The sequence below is a fragment of the Nostoc sp. genome (assembly GCF_036917615.1).
Lineage (GTDB): Bacteria > Cyanobacteriota > Cyanobacteriia > Cyanobacteriales > Nostocaceae > Nostoc.
Map to the genome: position 1 here is coordinate 200,344 of NZ_JBALCZ010000027.1, position 17,658 is coordinate 218,001.

Sequence of the window (17,658 nt, forward strand, 5' to 3'; positions counted from 1 at the left end):
TGCATAATCGCTAACGCTGAAATCTTTGTGGGACTGTCGTTTTACTTTTTCGATTTCACCGAGAATGAGTGACGTGGAAAAAGTATTTGCGAAAAAGCCAGGGTTTTTGCCGGATAAAGAAACCGAGTTCTTAATTTTGGATAAAGTCGAGGTAAGAGGATGTCTGAAAAGTGTAGGAAAGGTATAATTTTTCATTCTGAGCATAACGAAGTGGAGCGTTCGCGTAGCGTCTCGTTGGCGCAGCCTCTCGTAGAGAAGAGAAGAATCGCAATTTCCCGTGGGTTAATGAGATGCAACACTTGGCTATCGCTCCATTCCGCATGACATTTTTAACTTCTCAGACATCCTCTAAACTGTTGAAAATCATAAATTATTCTCCGACAAGATAAAATCAAGCAAATATATTGATAAATAGCTCCTATAAATCTTACAAGACCTAATACAGGGGACACAATGCAAGTTAGTGGCTAAACCAGGAAATAAATAGAATTTTACAGTGACCAAACTCATTCTATTGTCAAATTAGAGATAGATGATCTGTTATCTCAAGAGATTACCTTAATTGATAGTTTTGGTAGTCTTAGTAGTCTTATTAGTGTGAAATCTTTGAAATTAATTGATGAGTGAAAATATTAAACCCTTGCTCTTAAACGTCGCCAAAAGGTTTGTGCTTTCGGGTTTATTAATAAACCCCGTAACGGACTTAGGGGTTTCCACACCACTTGATGCCAGTCCGCTCAAGTCGGCAGATCCGCCCACGCGGTAGGCTCCTTTATGCCTCTTAACCCGTCCATTGCAGTGGCTGCCCATGAGCAACTGCCGTTAGCGCAGCGTTAACGATGTACCCCTATGGGGAAGCAAGCTATGCGTAGCGCGGACGCACCAGAAGGAGCATCACCCATCCCTAGCGCCTCTTTGTCAAAAGAAGAGTACAGAACTTCGCAGGCACAAGGGAAAAAATTGTCCTCTTGTCTTTCTTACTTCTTTACCTAAACTTGATGTCATTCGAGTAAGGGGTGAATTTAAATCCTGCCTCTTATCTCTAGAGGGACTTCACCTTTCCCTCTCCCCTTTAACAGAAAAGTATTGCTACGCTAGTGGTGCTTCTCTCCTCTTCTCAACCACCTAACCCATCCATCAAGATTTATTGCTTACTTTAATAATCTATTGTTTATAACCCCCGACTTAATTCGAGGGTTTTTAGTGCTGAAAAATTAATTTTTAATTTTGAATTTATTAAGATGCTGCTAATGGGGTTCAGCTTCTAAATACAGCCTCAATCGTCTTCCCACGATTCGTGATTCAGTAGGTCGATAATTCTATCTCTGAGTAGAAATTCGTTTTTTTCTAACTCAAGTTCAAAATTAACCCAGTCACGGTGAGGAATACATTTACAGAGGGTATAAATTGGCTGCTGACGGTTAACAAGTCCCTTTTTAACAAGTCGAAGTGCTTCTTCCTTAATAACCTCAATGTCGTATTTAACCGTAGTGTTCATAGGTGTTCCTTTGTTTTCAATCAAGGAATTAAGAATCAAAACAATAGTTGCTTTGACCTTCCTTAAACTTATCAAATAAAATTGGCGAGAATTGTGAAGAATCAAGACATTAACCCTTGCTGGAAGTTAGATATGTCAGTAAAATACTCTTTGGGTCGCCACGTATACCCCCTTTAGGGAGATTCTTGCAGAGCAAGAAGGCTGGCACAACAAGCTGTAAACACCAAAAGAGGATGTAGATGCTCTCTGTGCGACTTGCCAAAAGATAGGCTAGGGTAAAGAACATTCTCTAGAAGACTTATACTATGCTCCTGAATCTTGATAAAGTTCGTCAATATTTTCCCGCCCTAGCTGGTGAATGGACTTTTTTTGATAATGCTGGCGGGTCACAAACCCTAAAAAAAGTAGTAGATAGAATTAGCGAATTTCTCCTAAGTTCTAATGTCCAGTTGGGAGCTTCTTATGCGGTTTCTCAACTTGCCGGAGAACGATTGGCTCTAGCAACTAGGGGAATGGCTACTTTGATTAACGCCAATTATTCTAAAGAAGTGGTCATGGGTCCATCTACTACAATGATGTTGAAAGTTCTCTCAATTTGTCTGGGTCAAACCTTTACACCTGGTGATGAAATTATTGTTACTAATTGTGACCATGAGGCGAATATTGGTGCTTGGGTCGCTCTTGAAAAACAAGGAATGAAGGTTAAAGTGTGGCAAATTCGCTCAGATACCTTAGAACTTGATTTAGCAGATTTAGAACCATTGATGAGTCAGCGCACCAAACTAGTAGCCTTGACTCATGCTTCTAATGTTCTGGGAACTATCAACCCTATCAAAGAAATTGCTACATTTGTGCACGATCGCGGCGCGATGATTTGTGTGGATGGTGTAGCTTATGCACCCCACAGATTAGTTGATGTCCAAGATTTGAATGTTGATTTTTATGCTTTGAGTTGTTATAAAGTCTATGGCCCACATCATGCCTTACTTTATGGGAAAGAAGAACATTTATTAAGATTGCCTGGTCTAAATCATTATTTTATTGAACAGATAGATATTCCTTATAAATTTCAGTTAGGGAATGTCAATTTTGAATTAAGTTATGGAATGCTGGGTTTATGTGATTATCTAAGTGAGTTAGCACAACTGCACTACGGCAATCAAACTGCACCTGATTTAAGAAATCAAATGGTGCAGGCGTTTGATTTAATTAGCATACATGAAGAAAAGATTAGCGATCGCCTTCTAAACTACCTCAACAGCAAGCCTAATGTGCGAGTGATTGGTCAATCAAAGGCTGACCGTCAATCTCGTGTGCCAACTATATCTTTTGTGGTAAATGGAATGAATAGCTCGACCATTCCGGCAAAAATTGACCAACATTATATTGGGATTCGCTACGGAGACTTTTATGCTAAACGGCTGATTGAATACCTGGGGTTGGCATCGCTTGATGGAATAGTCCGGGTGAGTATGGTGCATTACAACACCCTTGAGGAAGTTAACAGCTTGATTGAGGCTTTTGAGCAGGTATTTTAACTAATTCGTAATTAGTAATGACGCTCGAAGACTCCTGACTTTTCATCTCATGTGGAAAAACCAACACCAGACCTAACCCGCTAGCCCCCTTCCCTACTAGGGAAGGGGGAAAATTCAAAGCCTCTCCTCTTGTCGGCTACGGTGTACACACAAGTCATGAAATTACCCAAACCCAAAACAAAACAAAAACCTCACCTTGTCCTGGCGGACATCCCTCTTTGAACTCATGGAGAGGGAAAGATTTACCCTTGGGTAAAGCGAAGGTGAGGTTTTCCAGAACCTGTAAAAAGTCACTACCTTTAATAAGGGATTTTGCCCCAAGTCTTGTTAATTTAGATATTAGCTGGATTTACGCGCTTGCTGTACTAGAAGCGTCAGAGATTAATAATTAGGGGATGATTATGGTCTGGGACTAGAACCAGGGGCATTACCGTTAACTACTGCGCTAGCTACCCAATTATTTGTACCAGCAATGCGATACCAGCGAGCATCAGGGGTATTAATCCAACGGTCTGCAACACTGTCCCCATAAGTCCAAGCATCAAAGTTTAAGCGTTGATTAGGAGCAGCACGCCCGACAATGGGAGCGTTTGTAGAGGTGCCAGAGCGGATGTTAATACCTTCAGGAGCTGCAATGGCACTGAAATTGACAAGGCGAATGTTAGGGTTATTTCCCCGCACCCAGAAGGAAACATTTGGGTTGTTGATAGCAGGTGTCTTGAAGGTAGTGATTCGGGCATTAGAGCAACCAGCTTCATTAAATAGAGAAGTACCAACACTTTGATTTGCGCCACGGACATTAATCCGCCCATCAGGAAAAATACTCTCAACGATGCCGACATGACCATAGATTGTATTAGCACCAGAAAAAGAGCGTTCCATGACCACAATTGCGCCCGGTTGAGCTCCAACGCGGACAAAACCTCTATTTTGGAGGTAGCCATTATCCCAATCGCCAGCATTAGGATAACCAGAAATGCCGAAACGACTTGCTACATAGTCAGTACACTGGCACACACTTTCAGCATTAGCTGGAGCCACAAAAAAACTTGTAGTCAGAGTTGCCGCGATCACTGTCATACCTGCGATCGCTTTTACACTTGTCAAATTTTTGGATATTTTCATATCGGCTGATTTCTAAAATGTCTATGTAATTAAATTAACTTGTAATAAAAAATACTAAATTGCTATAAGTACGGAATTAATATTTTTTGTGTATAAATCAAAATTGTTTAATTGTGATAACACTTAGATATAAATGTAATAAATATTTTAGAGGCGTTATGCCTAACATTATGCGTTTCCCAAGACCAAGACAGGTGTTATCAGCACTTGTGTAGTTGAGTTTCATATTTGGGAGCGAGGAAACTCAACATTTAGTATGCCAGGACTTACGCAAACAATAGCCGAAAAGAAAGATTTTTAGGTAAGGGTAATACCCTGCCTTAAGCCGCTTCTCTACGTTCGCGCAGCGTGTCGCAGACAGACGCTCCGCGTAGCTTGCTTCTCCGTAGGAGTATGCGTCTACATCAATTGCCCCAGAGCGCGTGTAGTTTTGCGTAAGTTCTATAGGCAATAAATTGTAAAAATAAGTACAAAAAATAGATCCCCGACTTCTTAGAGAAGTCGGGGATCTATCTCCTGGGATACTACTTCAGCTATCGATTTTCAAAACTTGCACTTCTTCTTGTGGGGAAATTAATGTTTTACCCATCGGTAGAACAGCTAAGGCATTGGTTTGAGTTAAATTAATTAAATTGCCGGAACTGTGACTACCACCAGCTTTGTGAAATTCGTAAACTCCATCAATTAAATGTAATTTACCCCAAAGGTAAGTTTCGCGCTTGCCATCCGATCGCAATTCATCATGCGATCGCACTTTCAAAAATACTGGTTCCCAACCTTCAGTAATTCCCGAAAGTTTCTTGATTGCTGGTAGCACAAAGCGCCAAAAAGTTACTAAAACAGCACCAGGGTTTCCTGGTAAACCAAAATAAAGGGCTGTTAGCGGATAGCTATGGTTTAGCCCGTTTTGAGTTGGGAAAGTTGCGACGGTAAGGGGTTTCCCTGGCCTCATCTCCACAGCCCGAATGTGGATTTTTGCTCCTAGTGACTCTAGAATTTTGTCAACATAGTCATAATCTCCCACTGAGACACCACCAGAAGAGAGAACTATATCAGTGATCGCAACGGCGTGGGCAATGGCTTTTTCAAGAGCAACTGGATCATCCTTAACAATACCTAAAATTAACGGTTCTGCCCCACTCTCCTTTACCAAAGCTGCCAGCGTATACTGATTAGAATCCACAATTTGCCCTGGTTGCAATTGTTTATCAACTGATACCAACTCATCACCAGTGGAAAAAATTGCCACACGCGGACGGCGGTAAACACTTAATTGCGGAGATTGTGCTGCTGCCAATACGGCAATTTCTGGGGCATTTAACTTAATTCCTGCTGGTAGTAGTTGTGTTCCAGCTTGGTAAAAAGATGCTTTGTATCTGACAAATTCTTGTGGTTTTGGTGCAGCCAGGATAAATACGCGGTTTTCCTGGCGACGTGTATTCTCTTGGATGACTATAGTATCTGCACCTGCTGGGATCACCGCACCTGTGAAAATCCGCGCGGCTTGCCCTGATTGAATCGTAGACTTGGGCTGATACCCAGCCGGAATATCTTCAACAATTTCTAAAATGGCTGGTTGTTCGCTGCTAGAGTGCTGTACATCTTCGTAGCGAACTGCGTAGCCATCCATTGCCGAATTATCCCAATGGGGAAAATCTAGCGGACTGGTGACAGGTGTTGCCAAAATCCGACTATCGGCTGCCAATAAATCGACAATTTCTGTATCCCGTTGATCATCCAACGGTTGTACTAAATTTAAAATAATTGCTTGTGCATCGCTGACTGATACCATAGCGATCGCCTCCGACTTTTTACCTTTATCCCTGTAAAGTAACACTGACCACTCAATCAAGAGAGCATATGGCAATGCTCAATTGCGTGAAATACAGACCTGAATTTTCACGTTATCAGGACTTACGCAAACAATAGCCGAAAAGAAAAATTTTCAAATGTAGCAGCAATTCATGAATTGCCCCTACAGCTTCTGCTTCCTTCAAAAGAACTAGCTTTTTTCTGCTGGAGAGTAAATGCCAAACTACACACTGTTAGTAAACCTATAATTATGCTTCCTTCGGGCACTTTAGAGACCTTAACCGAATTGTTACTTAAATCTAGTATTTGCTCTGTACGTGCTGCATCTCTCTTGTTCAAATGAAATTCTTTAGCTAGAACCTGATTACTAAAGTTTTCATCTATGAGTGCAAGATTATTATTAAGCCATGTGTCACCAGAAAGGCTATTATCCTTGCCAACATCAAAGGGGCCAAAGATTTGCTCTTTAGTGTTATCAAAGTTGAATCTCAAATACCTGTAGTTAGATGCACCACTCAGCACTGGAGTGAAACTATTTATGAGACTATTCAATGGATCAAAGAAGGAAATTGAGAGAGACTGCAAGTTCTTCGTAACCCCTAAACCTGCTTCAGAAATGACGCTTGGAGCGGTTGTTGTATCGTAGTTAAATAGACCTTTAGCTGAATAACCAGTGTCTCCTTTCCAGTTAAAGTTGAACTCAGCAGCATGAGCTAGATCGTTAGTGGTTATGGCGATCGCTAACATTAAACTAGTACTCATCACCATCCTAAAAGCTGTTTTAGTAAACAGATGTTTCATGGATACAACTTCCAAATTAATTAAAATTAAGTTTCTATAACAATACAATATTTCCCAAAAACAGAATTAAAGCTTAAGTCATTCTGGGAAAGTTAGCAGTACGCCCCTACTGGATCTTGCATCCATGACGCGTAGCGGCTATTCTACGAGAACGCCAAAGGCGAACCGGCAGGGGATGAGAATCGCTATAGCTGCTTAATCCTATTCTTGAGTCGTGCAGTTGGCAATTGCAAAAATTTATGTTGGCTGGTTTTTGTTCGTTTACAGCGCAGCAAGTAGCCAAGTCATCATCTTAATATAAAAAACAGGAGCAATCATTATTCCCCAACCCCTAAATAAAAATACCTATTTTGTATGACAATCGAACGAGTTCCCCAAAAACACTATCCCAAGGCTGAGATTGGGCGACGAGGTATGGCATTAGGGCTTGATTTCCTTGGTGTCTGGTTAGTCAGTTCCCTACTCGGAGGCAGTGATATCGGGATTCAATTTATTGAAATCTTAGTTTTCGTAATACTTTGGCTGGTTTTGCGGGTGCTGCTGGTATACAACAATCAAGGGCAAAGTTTAGGGCGTTGGGCGTTCGATTTAAAGGTGTTGTCAGTCGAAGATGGGCAAGTTATGGGCAGAATTCCAGATTTGCCCTCACTGCTGAAGCGAGAGGCAATCATCGGCTTGGGTGCCCTTTTAGTCTCAATTGCCCTGAGCAATATTAGAGCCAATCCCACTGCTATACTGCTAATACTTCCCCTAGCAATTGATTGTGGTACTGCCTTATCTGATGCCCAGATGCGGCAGGCTTTACACGATCGCTATTGTGGAACTTTCATTGTTTCGTCGCGTCGTGGCTACTCGCTCGATATAAAAGTCAAAAGATTAGTTGAAAATATGCGGCGGAATGTGAGAAGATAGTCATTTGTGTTAATTCTCTTCAGGCTTCACTGTTTGTAAGATTATGGCTAAGAGTAAAGGTGCCCGCATTATTGTGACACTAGAGTGTACCGAGTGTCGGACAAATTTAGATAAGCGTTCTGCTGGTGTTTCACGTTATACCAGTACTAAGAATCGCCGCAACACCACTAACCGGCTAGAACTGAAAAAGTTCTGCACCCACTGCAACAGACATACCGTTCACAAGGAAATTAAATAGAGATGAGTTATTTCCGTCGTCGCCTTTCTCCGATCAAGCCAGGAGAACCAATCGATTATAAAGATGTTGATTTATTGCGTAAGTTTGTCACCGAGCGGGGTAAGATACTGCCACGTCGGATTACTGGGCTTACGTCTCAGCAACAGCGAGAGTTGACATTAGCAATTAAACGTTCGCGGATTGTGGCTTTGTTGCCATTTATCAATGCGGAAGGCTAGAGCAATTTTGGATTTTGGATTTTAGATTTTGCGGAAAGTCGGAGCGCCGGTTTCCGGCGATCAGAACTTTCCAAGACGGATTGTAAAGAGAAGCTGTATTTAAATAAATATTTGGCTTTATTTTTACTAAGACCAAAATCTCAAATCTGAATCAGAGAGTGTAAAATGAATTGCTGCATCAAAAATGATTGGATTTAGGATTAAACACCAGTTATAAAATCCAAAATCCAAGTTGCGCTTCCAGCGCACCAAAGGTGCGACTAAAATCTAAAATTATTAGAGTGCGAGAGTTGTGGAGAAGGGGACGCTAGTTGAATTTAGGGTTCAAAGCGATCGCCGTCTGGGCATCGTAGAACGTCCAGACGGTAAAACTCGCTGGTTTGTGGTAGACGAACGTGGTCAATCCCATAGCCTCGCGCCTAAACAAATAACCTATACAGTTACCAAAGAGACTTACAAGCCCTCTGAGATCGCCAGCTTTTTGGAGCAAGTCAAGCCTTATTTAGATCCATCTAGCTTGGAAGTAGCTTGGGAATTACTGTTTGAAGATGGGGAAACAGTCACCCCAGACCAAATGGCGAATCTGCTATTTTCAGAATCAGCCGCGTCTCATTGTTACGCCGCCTATTGCTTGTTATCAGACGACAAACTTTATTTCAAGCAAAAAGGAGATGCTTACGAGCCGCGAACTGCTGCTCAGGTGGCAGAACGCAAGCACCAACTGGAAGTAGAGGCACTAAAAGCTAAGGGACAGCAGGAATTTTTAACTCGTGTAGAGCAGGCGCTCAAAGGTGAAGCAGTAGAATGGGAGCGCCACGATCGCCAGCGCTTAGAAGGACTAGAGAAATACGCAGCGCTGATTGCTGACACCGTGCGGACAGGGGTCAATTATGACTCCTTAGCTCGCGCTTATCCGCCCAGCGCTCCAGTTTTAGAAACTATGACCATGCTGGGACGGCCCACAACACCCCAAGGAGCATTTCAACTGTTGGTGGATTTGGGTTACTGGAGTCCTTATGAAAACTTGTTCCTGCGTCGTTCTTCAATTCCGATTCAGTTTCCTAATAAGGTATTAGAAGTGGCGCAACAGCGTTTGGATTTCCCACCGATTGACTCAGATACAAACCGCCTGGATCTGACTCACCTGAAGGTGTACACCATTGATGATGAAGCTACCACAGAGATCGACGATGGTCTAAGTTGGGAAGTACTCGCCGATGGACAAGAACGCCTATGGGTACATATCGCCGATCCCACTAGATGGTTAGTGCCGGAAGATGAATTAGATTTGGAAGCCCGAAAGCGGGGTAGTACAGTCTATTTACCTACGGGAATGATTCCCATGTTCCCAGAAGTATTGGCAACTGGGCCAATGAGTCTGATCCAGGGACGGGTTTGTTGCGCCCTCAGTTTCGGAATTGTTTTAGGTACAACTGGAGTAGTAGAAGATTACAGCATTCATACCAGCTTGATTAAGCCGACTTATCGCCTCACCTACGAAGATGTAGATGAAATGCTGCAATTAAGGGTACAAGCAGAACCGGAAATTGCCGCGATCGCCACTTGGGCACAGCGGCGCAAAGCTTGGCGTTACGCCCAAGGGGCAATTAGCATCACTATGCCCGAAGCGACGATCAAAGTTAAAGGTGACGAGATCAACATTGACATTTTGGACGATTCCCCGTCGCGGCAACTGGTAGCAGAAATGATGATTCTTGCCGGTGAAGTTGCGGCCCGTTATGGTAAAGCTAATAACATACCTTTGCCCTTTCGCGGTCAGCCGCAACCAGAATTACCTCCAGATGAGGAATTGCTCCAGCTACCAGCCGGATTCGTTCGCGCTTGCGCTATGCGTCGTTGTATGCCCAAGAGTGAAATGAGCATTACGCCTTTGCGTCATGCTGGTTTGGGTTTGGATACTTACACTCAAGCAACCTCTCCCATTCGGCGCTACAGTGACTTACTCACTCACTTTCAACTGAAAGCCCATTTGCGCGGTGAAGTTCTGCCATTTTCCGCAGAACAACTAAAAGAAGTGATGATGACTGTCACCACCATCACCCAAGAGGTGACGATGGTGGAACGGCAAACTAATAGATATTATGCTCTAGAGTATTTACGCCGTCATCCAGAGGAAACTTGGGATGTGACAGTGTTGATGTGGCTGCGAGAAGACAGCAACTTGGCACTAATTTTGTTAGAAGATTTGGGCTTGCAGTTGCCAATGACTTTCAAACGTTCTGTGAAATTGGGTGAACAGATATTAGTGAAAGTTAGCCACGCCGATCCGCAAAAAGATATGATTCAGTTTCAAGAAATAATTTATCAAGAAGCCCAAACAGCAGCGAATTAACCTTGCTCCAACCCCTTTCGGTTAGGATATAGGGTAAATGGAATGAGGTAATAGTTGTGAATATATCTTTGACCCCAGAATTAGAGCAGTTGGTTAAGGATAAAGTTAGTAGTGGGAAATATCACTCAGTTAGTGAGGTGATGGGTGAAGCATTGAGATTGCTAGAAACTAAAAATTGTAGATGAATAAAATTTCAATAGAGTGGATTTTTATTTATGAATAAAATAGACGCGATTTCAGCTTCAAAACTTAATTATCATGTCATGATTCAGCAAAGAAAAAAAGGACAAGGAGTGTTTGCTACACGAAAATTTGCCCAACAAGAAACTGTCGTGGTGGGTATCCAAATTGAGGAAGTTAGCGAACGAACAGTTTATTCCCTTCAAATGGATTTTAATCTGCATGTCAATCTAGATGAACCTGCTTGCATCATCAACCATTCATGTGATGCAAATACTGGTGTAAGGAACAATCAGTTTGGAGGATATGACTTTGTTGCTTTGCGCGATATCGAAGCAGATGAGGAAATTACCTTTGACTATGAAACTACTGAATATGAGTCAATTGCTGTCAGCCAGTGCTTGTGCGACTCTCTAGATTGTCGGGGGAAAACATTAGGATTTAAATTCCGAGAACAAATGTTGTGCGAGCGTTATAAAGAGTATATTGCAGGTTATCTCAAATAGGTGGGAAGCATCTACTTTTGGAAGAAAAATAATTATTTCGTACCAGAAACCCACTATATGGGTTGTCTAAAAAAGTTTATCTGCCAAAACTGGATGCTCCCAATAGGTGTTGAGTTAGGACAAGCGCAAAAACTTGCATTCCGGATTTTAAAAGGTTTGATTTTACATTGTTTACAAAATCTCTAATAAAGAGAAAGTAATAAATATTAATTTTAATCCACTCCATCCCGATCGCTGTGGCTGATTGAGTCGGTTGTGCCAATATTCGCTGAATACAGCCTAGTGAAAAATTTACACCAGAGTCAATGAAGATGAGGTTTTCGGCAAGAATCCCTTAAACTGTTTGCCAGAATTCTACCCGTAATAATTGAAGCTTACTCTTTTTTGCCCATCTCCTCACACCGTGCTTTTGACATCACAGCCTGGATATAGTTATTTTTACCATTGGTATAAGCCTCGCGATCGCTCCGAAAAGTTGTTGCCAAATCGCGTTTTAAAGCTTCATATCGTTTCGCCTCTTCAGGATGCCTTCTTAGATAGTCGCAAAATAGCTGGCGTTCCTAAAATTCGCTCTTCACCTCGACTAGATGAACATGATGAGTCCGTTGCTTTCCATATGGCGGCATTCCTTTGACAAAAAACATCCGTCCAAGACGCGGGTTTTCACGCCAATAAACGTATCCCAAAGATTCTAATATCGGAACAGCAGATTTCGCATCTACTAAGGAACGGACTCCTACCATGATGTCAATAATTGGTTTGGCTGCCATTCCTGGTACTGCTGTACTCCCAATATGTTCAACTTCCGCAACTAAGTCATTGCCTAGTGCCTGCAAAATACGCTCGGCTTCTTGTGCAAACAAAGTCTGCCAACGTGAGTCATATTCGACTATATTTACTTCATCCATCAGTGAAATTAATTTTATCTACAGCGGTCGTGGCTGGTTAAATCGTTTACTTAATTTCCATTCAAGCAATTTTATTAGTATATAATTATGGATCGTGTCGAATCAAAGCTAGACCATGCCTAAACTAAAAACTCGTAAAGCAGCGGCAAAGCGATTCCGTGCCACCGGTACCGGCAAAATCGTCCGTCGTAAAGCGTTCAAAAGCCACCTTTTAGAGCACAAATCTTCTGACAAAAAGCGTGGCATGCGCCAGAGTGCGCTTGTACATGAACGCGATGAACTTAACGTGCGCTTGATGCTCCCATATTTGTAAGTATTTTAGGAAATAAGTTATGACAAGGGTAAAACGCGGTAATGTAGCTCGGAAGCGCCGCAATAAAATTCTCAAACTAGCTAAAGGTTTTCGCGGTTCCCACTCAACTCTGTTTAGAACTGCCAACCAACAAGTGATGAAGGCACTACGGAGTGCCTACCGCGATCGCAAAAAGAAAAAGCGCGATTTTCGTCGCCTCTGGATCACCCGCATCAACGCTGCTTCAAGGCAACACGGCTTGAGCTACAGCCAATTGATCGGTAACTTGAAAAAAGCTGATATCCAACTAAATCGCAAGATGTTAGCGCAATTGGCAGTCCTCGATCCAGCTAGCTTCGGCAAAGTTGCTGAACTCGCAAATCAAGCTAAAGGATAAAGGTGGCAACGGATGTATAACGGATGTAACAGATGGCAAGTAATTACTCGGTTACATCTGGTATTATCCGCCACTATTTTTTGGATATCTTACTTTTCCATAGTGGGGACAGGATTAACTGCATCTGCTGCCAAAATGCCAGAAATTCAGCAGCGGGGCTATTTAACTGTTGCAGTAAAAGATAACTTGCGTCCCTTGGGATTTAAAGATGCCAAAGGTAATTTACAAGGCTTAGAAATTGACTTGGCACAGCACTTAGCAGTTGATTTAGTTGGTAAAGCCGCCGCTAAGGTCAAATTTAAACCAGTAGCGAATCGCGATCGCCTGTCTGTAGTCTTAGACAAGAAAGTTGATTTTGCGATCGCTAGGGTAACAGCAACTGAATCTCGCAGCCGCATAGTTAGTTTCAGTGTTCCCTACTATTTGGATAGCACTGTATTAGTTACAAAAGATGCCTCTATCCAGCAGTTGAGTGATTTGGCAAAGCGCAAAATTGCCGTACTGAATAACTCCAGCACCATTGCTAAAGTGCGGTACTATGTGCCAAATGCCGAGTTAGTAGGAGTGGATTCCTATGACCAAGCGCGAGAGGAAATAGAAAGTAATGCCGCCGTAGCCTTTGCCGCAGATGCTAGCGTTCTGAGCGGTTGGGTGCAACAATATCCCCAATATCGGCTACTGCCAACCAAGCTATCAACTGAACCCTTGTCTGTAGTCATGCCCAAGGGATTGCAGTACGATGAGTTAAGACGAAATGTAAATCAAGCGATCGCTCGTTACTTGGCAGAAGGTTGGCTCCAGCAACGTTCTCAATATTGGGGCTTACCGTAGGTTAGTCATTAGTTATTAGTCATTCACAAATGACAAAGGACAATAAGCTGATAATAGATAGAGAAACAACTTTTAATATTTGTATTTGCAGCAATGGATAACAGTCTAGCCGTTGTTTATCTCGCAATTTTAGTGGTTCTACTCACAATTGCAGCCGTGGGTGTTTTTCGCCAGATTTTCAAAACTCGCAAGATTGAAGGCTCTTTTGCAAGATTGCGAAAGAAGTTAGAGAAAGAAAAGGGTACGGCTCAAGAATATTATGAGTTAGCCAGTATTTATTCCGAAAAAAAAATGTATTCCCAAGCGATCACCCTGTTTCAAAAAGCTCTTAAAGCTGCCCCAGAAGAGGGAGAAGAAAATATTGCCCCCATTTACAACGGGCTGGGTTATGTTTATTTTACCCAAGAGCAATATGACCTAGCAATTCGTCAGTATAAAGAAGCTCTCAAATCTAAACCAGACTACGTAACAGGGTTGAATAATCTCGCCCACGCTTACGAAAAGAAAAAATTAACTACTCAGGCGTTACAAACTTATGAAGAAGCACTAAAATTTGCTCCAAATAACTCTATTGCTAAACGCCGTGCTGAATCTTTACGCCGTTTGGTTTCTGCGTAATTGTTGATACTGTTAGCAAATTAATTTGGCTTTAGCTTCTTAATTTATCGGGTTTCAGGCTTCGGCTTAGAAATAGATAACTATACGTCTTTTGTAAGAATGTAAAAGATGATTAAGCGGCTAAAGCGTTTTTTGTGGCTAGCTATAGCCATGATTGTCGTTATTTCTATTTCACTTGGACTAATTGGAATATTGACAGCTCAACAGCCTTCAATTTCCCATCCTCTCACTTCGCTAACAGAGGCAGAAATTAATACAGCTGTTTTGGTGATCAAAAGAGAAAAAACTTTGAGCGAAATGGCAGCTTTTCCACTGATCGCTTTACAAGAACCAGATAAAGAAGAAGTTCTGAAATTTGTATCAGGTAAAGCCTTCCAGCGAAAAGCTTTTTTGGTAATCTATGAGCAATCGCAAAACAAAACCTTTGAGGGAATTGTTAATCTAACAAGCAAAACCTTAAATTCTTGGAAAGAAATACCATCTGTGCAACCTGCGATCGTCAATTCAGAATATGAACTGGCAACTCAGGTAGTTAAAGCCGATCCCCGATGGCAAAAAGCGATGCAAAGGCGGGGAATTAACGATTTCGATCAAGTCAAAATCAGTTCATGGGCCCCAGGAATCCTGAGTCAACAGGAACAAGCAACAGGTAATCGTCTTTGTCGGAGCTTATCTTACTACAAGGGTAAAGACTGGAACTATTACGGTAGTCCGATTGAAGGGGTGGTAGCAACAGTCAATTTGAACACGGGTAAAATCGCTAGTTTTGTTGACAGAGGAAACGTGCCTTTCTCTAAAGAAAACTGGAACTACGATGTAAAGTCCTTGGGCAAATTACTTTCACCAGTTAAAGCATTAAAGATTCTCCAGCCAAATGGTGCAAGTTTCCAGATCAAAGACAATGAAATTAGCTGGCAAGGTTGGAAGTTTCGCTATTTAATGCATCCCCGCAGTGGATTGGTGCTGTACCAAGTTACACACAACGACGGCGAAAATATCCGACCAGTTTTATACCGCGCTAGCCTATCGGAGATGGTAGTACCTTATGGCGACCCTGAGCCTACTTGGTCATTTAGGAATGCCTTTGATGTTGGAGAATATAACCTTGGTTTGCTAGCAAATACGATGGAGTTAAGTAAGGAAATTCCCGAAAACGGCTTTTTGCTGGATGCTGTATTTGCTAATGAGCAGGGAGAACCTTACAAGATGCCAGGGGTTATCGGTATCTACGAGCGCGATAACGGAATGCTTTGGAAGCACTACGAGTATAATACTCAGCGCAATGATCTGCGTCGCAGTCGAGAATTAGTCATGACGATGACTGCGGCCATTGACAATTATGATTACAGCATCAATTGGATCTTTCACCAGGATGGAACTTTAGAAGTCCAAAATGAATTAACAGGTATTGTACTTGCACAGGGAACGGCTGCCGAAAAACAGTCAGAGGATAATTCCTATGGTCGGCTAATCACTAAAAATATCTTCGGAGTAAATCACCAACATTTTTTCAACTATCGCCTAGATTTCGATGTCGATGGTCAAGCTAATTCTGTGATGGAAATGAATGTGAAAGCTTTGCCGATGGATGAGAAAAATCCTTCAGGAAATGCGATCGCACTTGCACAAACCCCGCTAGCAAACGAAACTGCTGCTGTGCGCGATTTGGATATGAAAAGCAGTCGGGAATGGATGATTGTTAGTGCAGATAAGAAAAATACGCTAGGGGCTGCACCTGGATATATGCTGATGCCTGGTGGAAACTCCATGTTTTTCCCAGTGGAAGGCTCGAAAATCCGTCAACGGGCAGAATTTGCGACTCATCACGTCTGGGTAACAAAATATAAACCTGCTGAACTTTATGCTGGGGGTGATTATCCAAACCAAACTCAGCCCGGACAGGGTTTGCCAAAATATATTGCAGACGATGAGTCCTTGATGGGTGAAGACATCGTGCTGTGGTACACAATGGGCGTGACTCATATTCCGCGATCGGAAGATTGGCCTGTGATGCCTGTTCACCGAGTTGGCTTTAAGCTAGTCCCTAGAGGATTCTTTAGCCGTAATCCAGCGATTAATTTACCAGAGTAAAATATTAGTTTTTTAAAGTTTGCTTCGTTCAGTTTTTTCGCCATCTGCAAACCTGTAACTTGAATGCTGATAAGCTGTATCGTAGGTCAAAAACTGGCAGTTTTCATTCATAGGATACCTCATGAATTTTCCCGAAATTAATATTCCCGGTGATGGCGCACTGCACGCTCGTTTAATTACTTCCTTGGGTCAAATTATAGTTCGTTTGGAGGAAGACAAAACCCCCAACACCGTCAAAAATTTTGTAGGTCTAGCAACTGGGACAATTGACTGGAAAGACCCTAAGACAAATCAATCTCAGAAGGGGACTCCTGCCTACGACGGGATTCGCTTTCACCGAGTCATCCCTGATTTTATGATTCAGTGTGGCGATCCCCTGGCTCGTTATCCGGATATGGCCAACCGCTGGGGTACTGGTGGACCGGGATATCAATTTGAAGATGAGTTTCATCCTGAATTGAAACACTCTAGTGCGGGTATCCTCTCAATGGCAAATGCAGGACGCGGTACTAATGGTTCGCAATGGTTCATTACAGAAGGGCCAACGCCCCATCTTGACCGCAAACACAGTGTTTTTGGTAAAGTTGTCGAAGGTATGGATATAGTCAACCGCATCGCCAATGTGCCTACGACTAGAGATCGTCCGAATCAAGACGTAGTGTTAGAAAAAGTAGAAATTTTTCGGCAGTAACTAACACCTCTCTAGGTTAATTTATACTCCCTCGAATGAACAAATTGCGCTAGTGTTATTCCCCCCTTTTTTCCTGGTTTAAGGAGGGTTAGGGGGGATCTTGATACAACCTGATTCTTTACAAACATCCTCTGATCTCGATTTTTTCCAAAATTAAGAACTTGCTTCTCTTTATACTCTTTATAGGGCAAAAACCCTAGCTTTTTAGCAAAAACTTTTTCCATATTCTTGATTATCGGTGAAATCTAAAAAGTAAAACTACCGTCCCACAAAGGTTTGGGCGTCAGCTTCAGCGTTGCCAAAAAATGGATAAAGTCGATCTGAGAGGATCTTTGTATTTTTTGAGAAGTTGTACATAAATTTTCTAAATTTATTGGTGATGCTTAACACACCGCCCCAAATTGAAAACAAATTTGCCAAAAAATTAAGATTTATTTTAAAAAAGCAACAGTAATATTGTTAAAGTTCAGAAGCTAGATTCCAATCAGGAACAAGGTTTAGGCGATGCCTACGGCTGGCAAACCTACGGACTTCAGATAAAACCCTTACAACTCTTCACTTCATCAGGGATACAAGTTTTGAGACAATCAGAAACGATTTAATAATAATCAAGCACTTATAGTCCACTCTTATCGGACTCCGTGTTATT

At 42.2% G+C, this 17,658-nt stretch carries 18 protein-coding genes and 1 pseudogene; 14 read left to right on the forward strand and 5 right to left on the reverse strand.

Going from position 1 to position 17,658, the window contains the following annotated elements; genetic code table 11:
- Positions 1-619: 619 nt before the first annotated feature.
- On the forward strand, positions 620-766 hold the full coding sequence (locus V7K85_RS10355) for a hypothetical protein (protein ID WP_334813285.1): 147 nt from the start codon (positions 620-622) through the stop codon (positions 764-766).
- 510 nt (positions 767-1,276) lie between these two features.
- Here V7K85_RS10355 and V7K85_RS10360 read toward each other — a convergent pair.
- On the reverse strand, positions 1,277-1,498 hold the full coding sequence (locus tag V7K85_RS10360) for a DUF4327 family protein (RefSeq protein WP_334813287.1): 222 nt from the start codon (positions 1,496-1,498) through the stop codon (positions 1,277-1,279).
- Between the two features lie 305 nt (positions 1,499-1,803).
- Between V7K85_RS10360 and V7K85_RS10365 the strand changes: the two genes are divergently transcribed.
- Positions 1,804-3,036: a cysteine desulfurase-like protein gene (locus tag V7K85_RS10365; RefSeq protein WP_334813289.1), complete on the forward strand. Its 1,233-nt coding sequence runs from the start codon at positions 1,804-1,806 to the stop codon at positions 3,034-3,036.
- Positions 3,037-3,435: 399 nt separating this feature from the next.
- Here the strand turns inward: V7K85_RS10365 and V7K85_RS10370 are convergent, their stop codons facing one another.
- From V7K85_RS10370 to V7K85_RS10380, 3 genes are all read right to left on the reverse strand, one after another.
- The gene (locus V7K85_RS10370; protein ID WP_334813291.1) at positions 3,436-4,161 is read right to left on the reverse strand and encodes a CHAP domain-containing protein; all 726 of its coding nucleotides are present in this window, start codon (positions 4,159-4,161) and stop codon (positions 3,436-3,438) included.
- Positions 4,162-4,690: 529 nt separating this feature from the next.
- Complete coding sequence (locus V7K85_RS10375) at positions 4,691-5,953, reverse strand: molybdopterin molybdotransferase MoeA (protein WP_334813525.1); 1,263 nt, start codon at positions 5,951-5,953, stop codon at positions 4,691-4,693.
- A 170-nt stretch (positions 5,954-6,123) separates the two neighbouring features.
- Entirely contained in the window at positions 6,124-6,774 is a 651-nt protein-coding gene (locus V7K85_RS10380) for a hypothetical protein (protein ID WP_334813293.1), read from the reverse strand.
- Positions 6,775-7,128: 354 nt separating this feature from the next.
- Here V7K85_RS10380 and V7K85_RS10385 point away from each other — a divergent pair, with 354 nt between their 5' ends.
- The 6 genes from V7K85_RS10385 to V7K85_RS10410 all read left to right on the forward strand — a co-directional run bounded on the left by V7K85_RS10385 (position 7,129) and on the right by V7K85_RS10410 (position 11,181).
- The gene (locus V7K85_RS10385) at positions 7,129-7,686 is read left to right on the forward strand and encodes an RDD family protein (protein WP_334813295.1); all 558 of its coding nucleotides are present in this window, start codon (positions 7,129-7,131) and stop codon (positions 7,684-7,686) included.
- A gap of 43 nt (positions 7,687-7,729) precedes the next feature.
- Positions 7,730-7,924: a 50S ribosomal protein L33 gene (rpmG, locus tag V7K85_RS10390; protein ID WP_334813297.1), complete on the forward strand. Its 195-nt coding sequence runs from the start codon at positions 7,730-7,732 to the stop codon at positions 7,922-7,924.
- Positions 7,925-7,926: 2 nt separating this feature from the next.
- Positions 7,927-8,142 carry a 30S ribosomal protein S18 gene (gene rpsR / locus V7K85_RS10395; RefSeq protein ID WP_012411240.1) on the forward strand — a complete coding sequence of 72 codons (216 nt, stop codon included), beginning with the start codon at positions 7,927-7,929 and terminating at the stop codon, positions 8,140-8,142.
- Between the two features lie 292 nt (positions 8,143-8,434).
- Positions 8,435-10,495, forward strand: coding sequence for a ribonuclease catalytic domain-containing protein (locus tag V7K85_RS10400; protein WP_334813299.1), 2,061 nt, complete (start codon positions 8,435-8,437; stop codon positions 10,493-10,495).
- A gap of 56 nt (positions 10,496-10,551) precedes the next feature.
- Entirely contained in the window at positions 10,552-10,680 is a 129-nt protein-coding gene (locus tag V7K85_RS10405) for a type II toxin-antitoxin system ParD family antitoxin (protein ID WP_334813301.1), read from the forward strand.
- Positions 10,681-10,710: 30 nt separating this feature from the next.
- Positions 10,711-11,181: an SET domain-containing protein gene (locus tag V7K85_RS10410; protein ID WP_334813303.1), complete on the forward strand. Its 471-nt coding sequence runs from the start codon at positions 10,711-10,713 to the stop codon at positions 11,179-11,181.
- A 374-nt stretch (positions 11,182-11,555) separates the two neighbouring features.
- Here the strand turns inward: V7K85_RS10410 and V7K85_RS10415 are convergent.
- A pseudogene (locus tag V7K85_RS10415) lies at positions 11,556-12,089 on the reverse strand (GrpB family protein).
- A 115-nt stretch (positions 12,090-12,204) separates the two neighbouring features.
- Here V7K85_RS10415 and rpmI point away from each other — a divergent pair.
- The 6 genes from rpmI (at position 12,205) to V7K85_RS10445 (ending at position 17,009) form a co-directional block, all read left to right on the forward strand.
- Complete coding sequence (gene rpmI, locus V7K85_RS10420) at positions 12,205-12,402, forward strand: 50S ribosomal protein L35 (RefSeq protein ID WP_069069782.1); 198 nt, start codon at positions 12,205-12,207, stop codon at positions 12,400-12,402.
- Positions 12,403-12,421: 19 nt separating this feature from the next.
- Entirely contained in the window at positions 12,422-12,778 is a 357-nt protein-coding gene (gene rplT / locus V7K85_RS10425; protein WP_069069781.1) for a 50S ribosomal protein L20, read from the forward strand.
- A 12-nt stretch (positions 12,779-12,790) separates the two neighbouring features.
- Positions 12,791-13,609, forward strand: coding sequence for a transporter substrate-binding domain-containing protein (locus V7K85_RS10430; RefSeq protein WP_334813305.1), 819 nt, complete (start codon positions 12,791-12,793; stop codon positions 13,607-13,609).
- 93 nt (positions 13,610-13,702) lie between these two features.
- Positions 13,703-14,227, forward strand: coding sequence for a tetratricopeptide repeat protein (locus V7K85_RS10435; protein WP_334813306.1), 525 nt, complete (start codon positions 13,703-13,705; stop codon positions 14,225-14,227).
- Positions 14,228-14,335: 108 nt separating this feature from the next.
- Positions 14,336-16,318 carry a primary-amine oxidase gene (locus V7K85_RS10440; RefSeq protein ID WP_334813308.1) on the forward strand — a complete coding sequence of 661 codons (1,983 nt, stop codon included), beginning with the start codon at positions 14,336-14,338 and terminating at the stop codon, positions 16,316-16,318.
- Positions 16,319-16,439: 121 nt separating this feature from the next.
- Positions 16,440-17,009, forward strand: coding sequence for a peptidylprolyl isomerase (locus V7K85_RS10445; protein WP_334813310.1), 570 nt, complete (start codon positions 16,440-16,442; stop codon positions 17,007-17,009).
- The last annotated feature ends 649 nt before the right edge of the window (positions 17,010-17,658 follow it).

Bases quoted from the DNA above. Each gene is read 5' to 3' on its own strand.
- V7K85_RS10355 (WP_334813285.1), top strand. From the start codon at position 620: ATGAGTGAAAATATTAAACCCTTGCTCTTAAACGTCGCCAAAAGGTTT.
- V7K85_RS10360 (WP_334813287.1), bottom strand. From the start codon at position 1,498: ATGAACACTACGGTTAAATACGACATTGAGGTTATTAAGGAAGAAGCA.
- V7K85_RS10365 (WP_334813289.1), top strand. From the start codon at position 1,804: ATGCTCCTGAATCTTGATAAAGTTCGTCAATATTTTCCCGCCCTAGCT.
- V7K85_RS10370 (WP_334813291.1), bottom strand. From the start codon at position 4,161: ATGAAAATATCCAAAAATTTGACAAGTGTAAAAGCGATCGCAGGTATG.
- V7K85_RS10375 (WP_334813525.1), bottom strand. From the start codon at position 5,953: ATGGTATCAGTCAGCGATGCACAAGCAATTATTTTAAATTTAGTACAA.
- V7K85_RS10380 (WP_334813293.1), bottom strand. From the start codon at position 6,774: ATGAAACATCTGTTTACTAAAACAGCTTTTAGGATGGTGATGAGTACT.
- V7K85_RS10385 (WP_334813295.1), top strand. From the start codon at position 7,129: ATGACAATCGAACGAGTTCCCCAAAAACACTATCCCAAGGCTGAGATT.
- rpmG (WP_334813297.1), top strand. From the start codon at position 7,730: ATGGCTAAGAGTAAAGGTGCCCGCATTATTGTGACACTAGAGTGTACC.
- rpsR (WP_012411240.1), top strand. From the start codon at position 7,927: ATGAGTTATTTCCGTCGTCGCCTTTCTCCGATCAAGCCAGGAGAACCA.
- V7K85_RS10410 (WP_334813303.1), top strand. From the start codon at position 10,711: ATGAATAAAATAGACGCGATTTCAGCTTCAAAACTTAATTATCATGTC.
- rpmI (WP_069069782.1), top strand. From the start codon at position 12,205: ATGCCTAAACTAAAAACTCGTAAAGCAGCGGCAAAGCGATTCCGTGCC.
- rplT (WP_069069781.1), top strand. From the start codon at position 12,422: ATGACAAGGGTAAAACGCGGTAATGTAGCTCGGAAGCGCCGCAATAAA.
- V7K85_RS10430 (WP_334813305.1), top strand. From the start codon at position 12,791: ATGTATAACGGATGTAACAGATGGCAAGTAATTACTCGGTTACATCTG.
- V7K85_RS10435 (WP_334813306.1), top strand. From the start codon at position 13,703: ATGGATAACAGTCTAGCCGTTGTTTATCTCGCAATTTTAGTGGTTCTA.
- V7K85_RS10440 (WP_334813308.1), top strand. From the start codon at position 14,336: ATGATTAAGCGGCTAAAGCGTTTTTTGTGGCTAGCTATAGCCATGATT.
- V7K85_RS10445 (WP_334813310.1), top strand. From the start codon at position 16,440: ATGAATTTTCCCGAAATTAATATTCCCGGTGATGGCGCACTGCACGCT.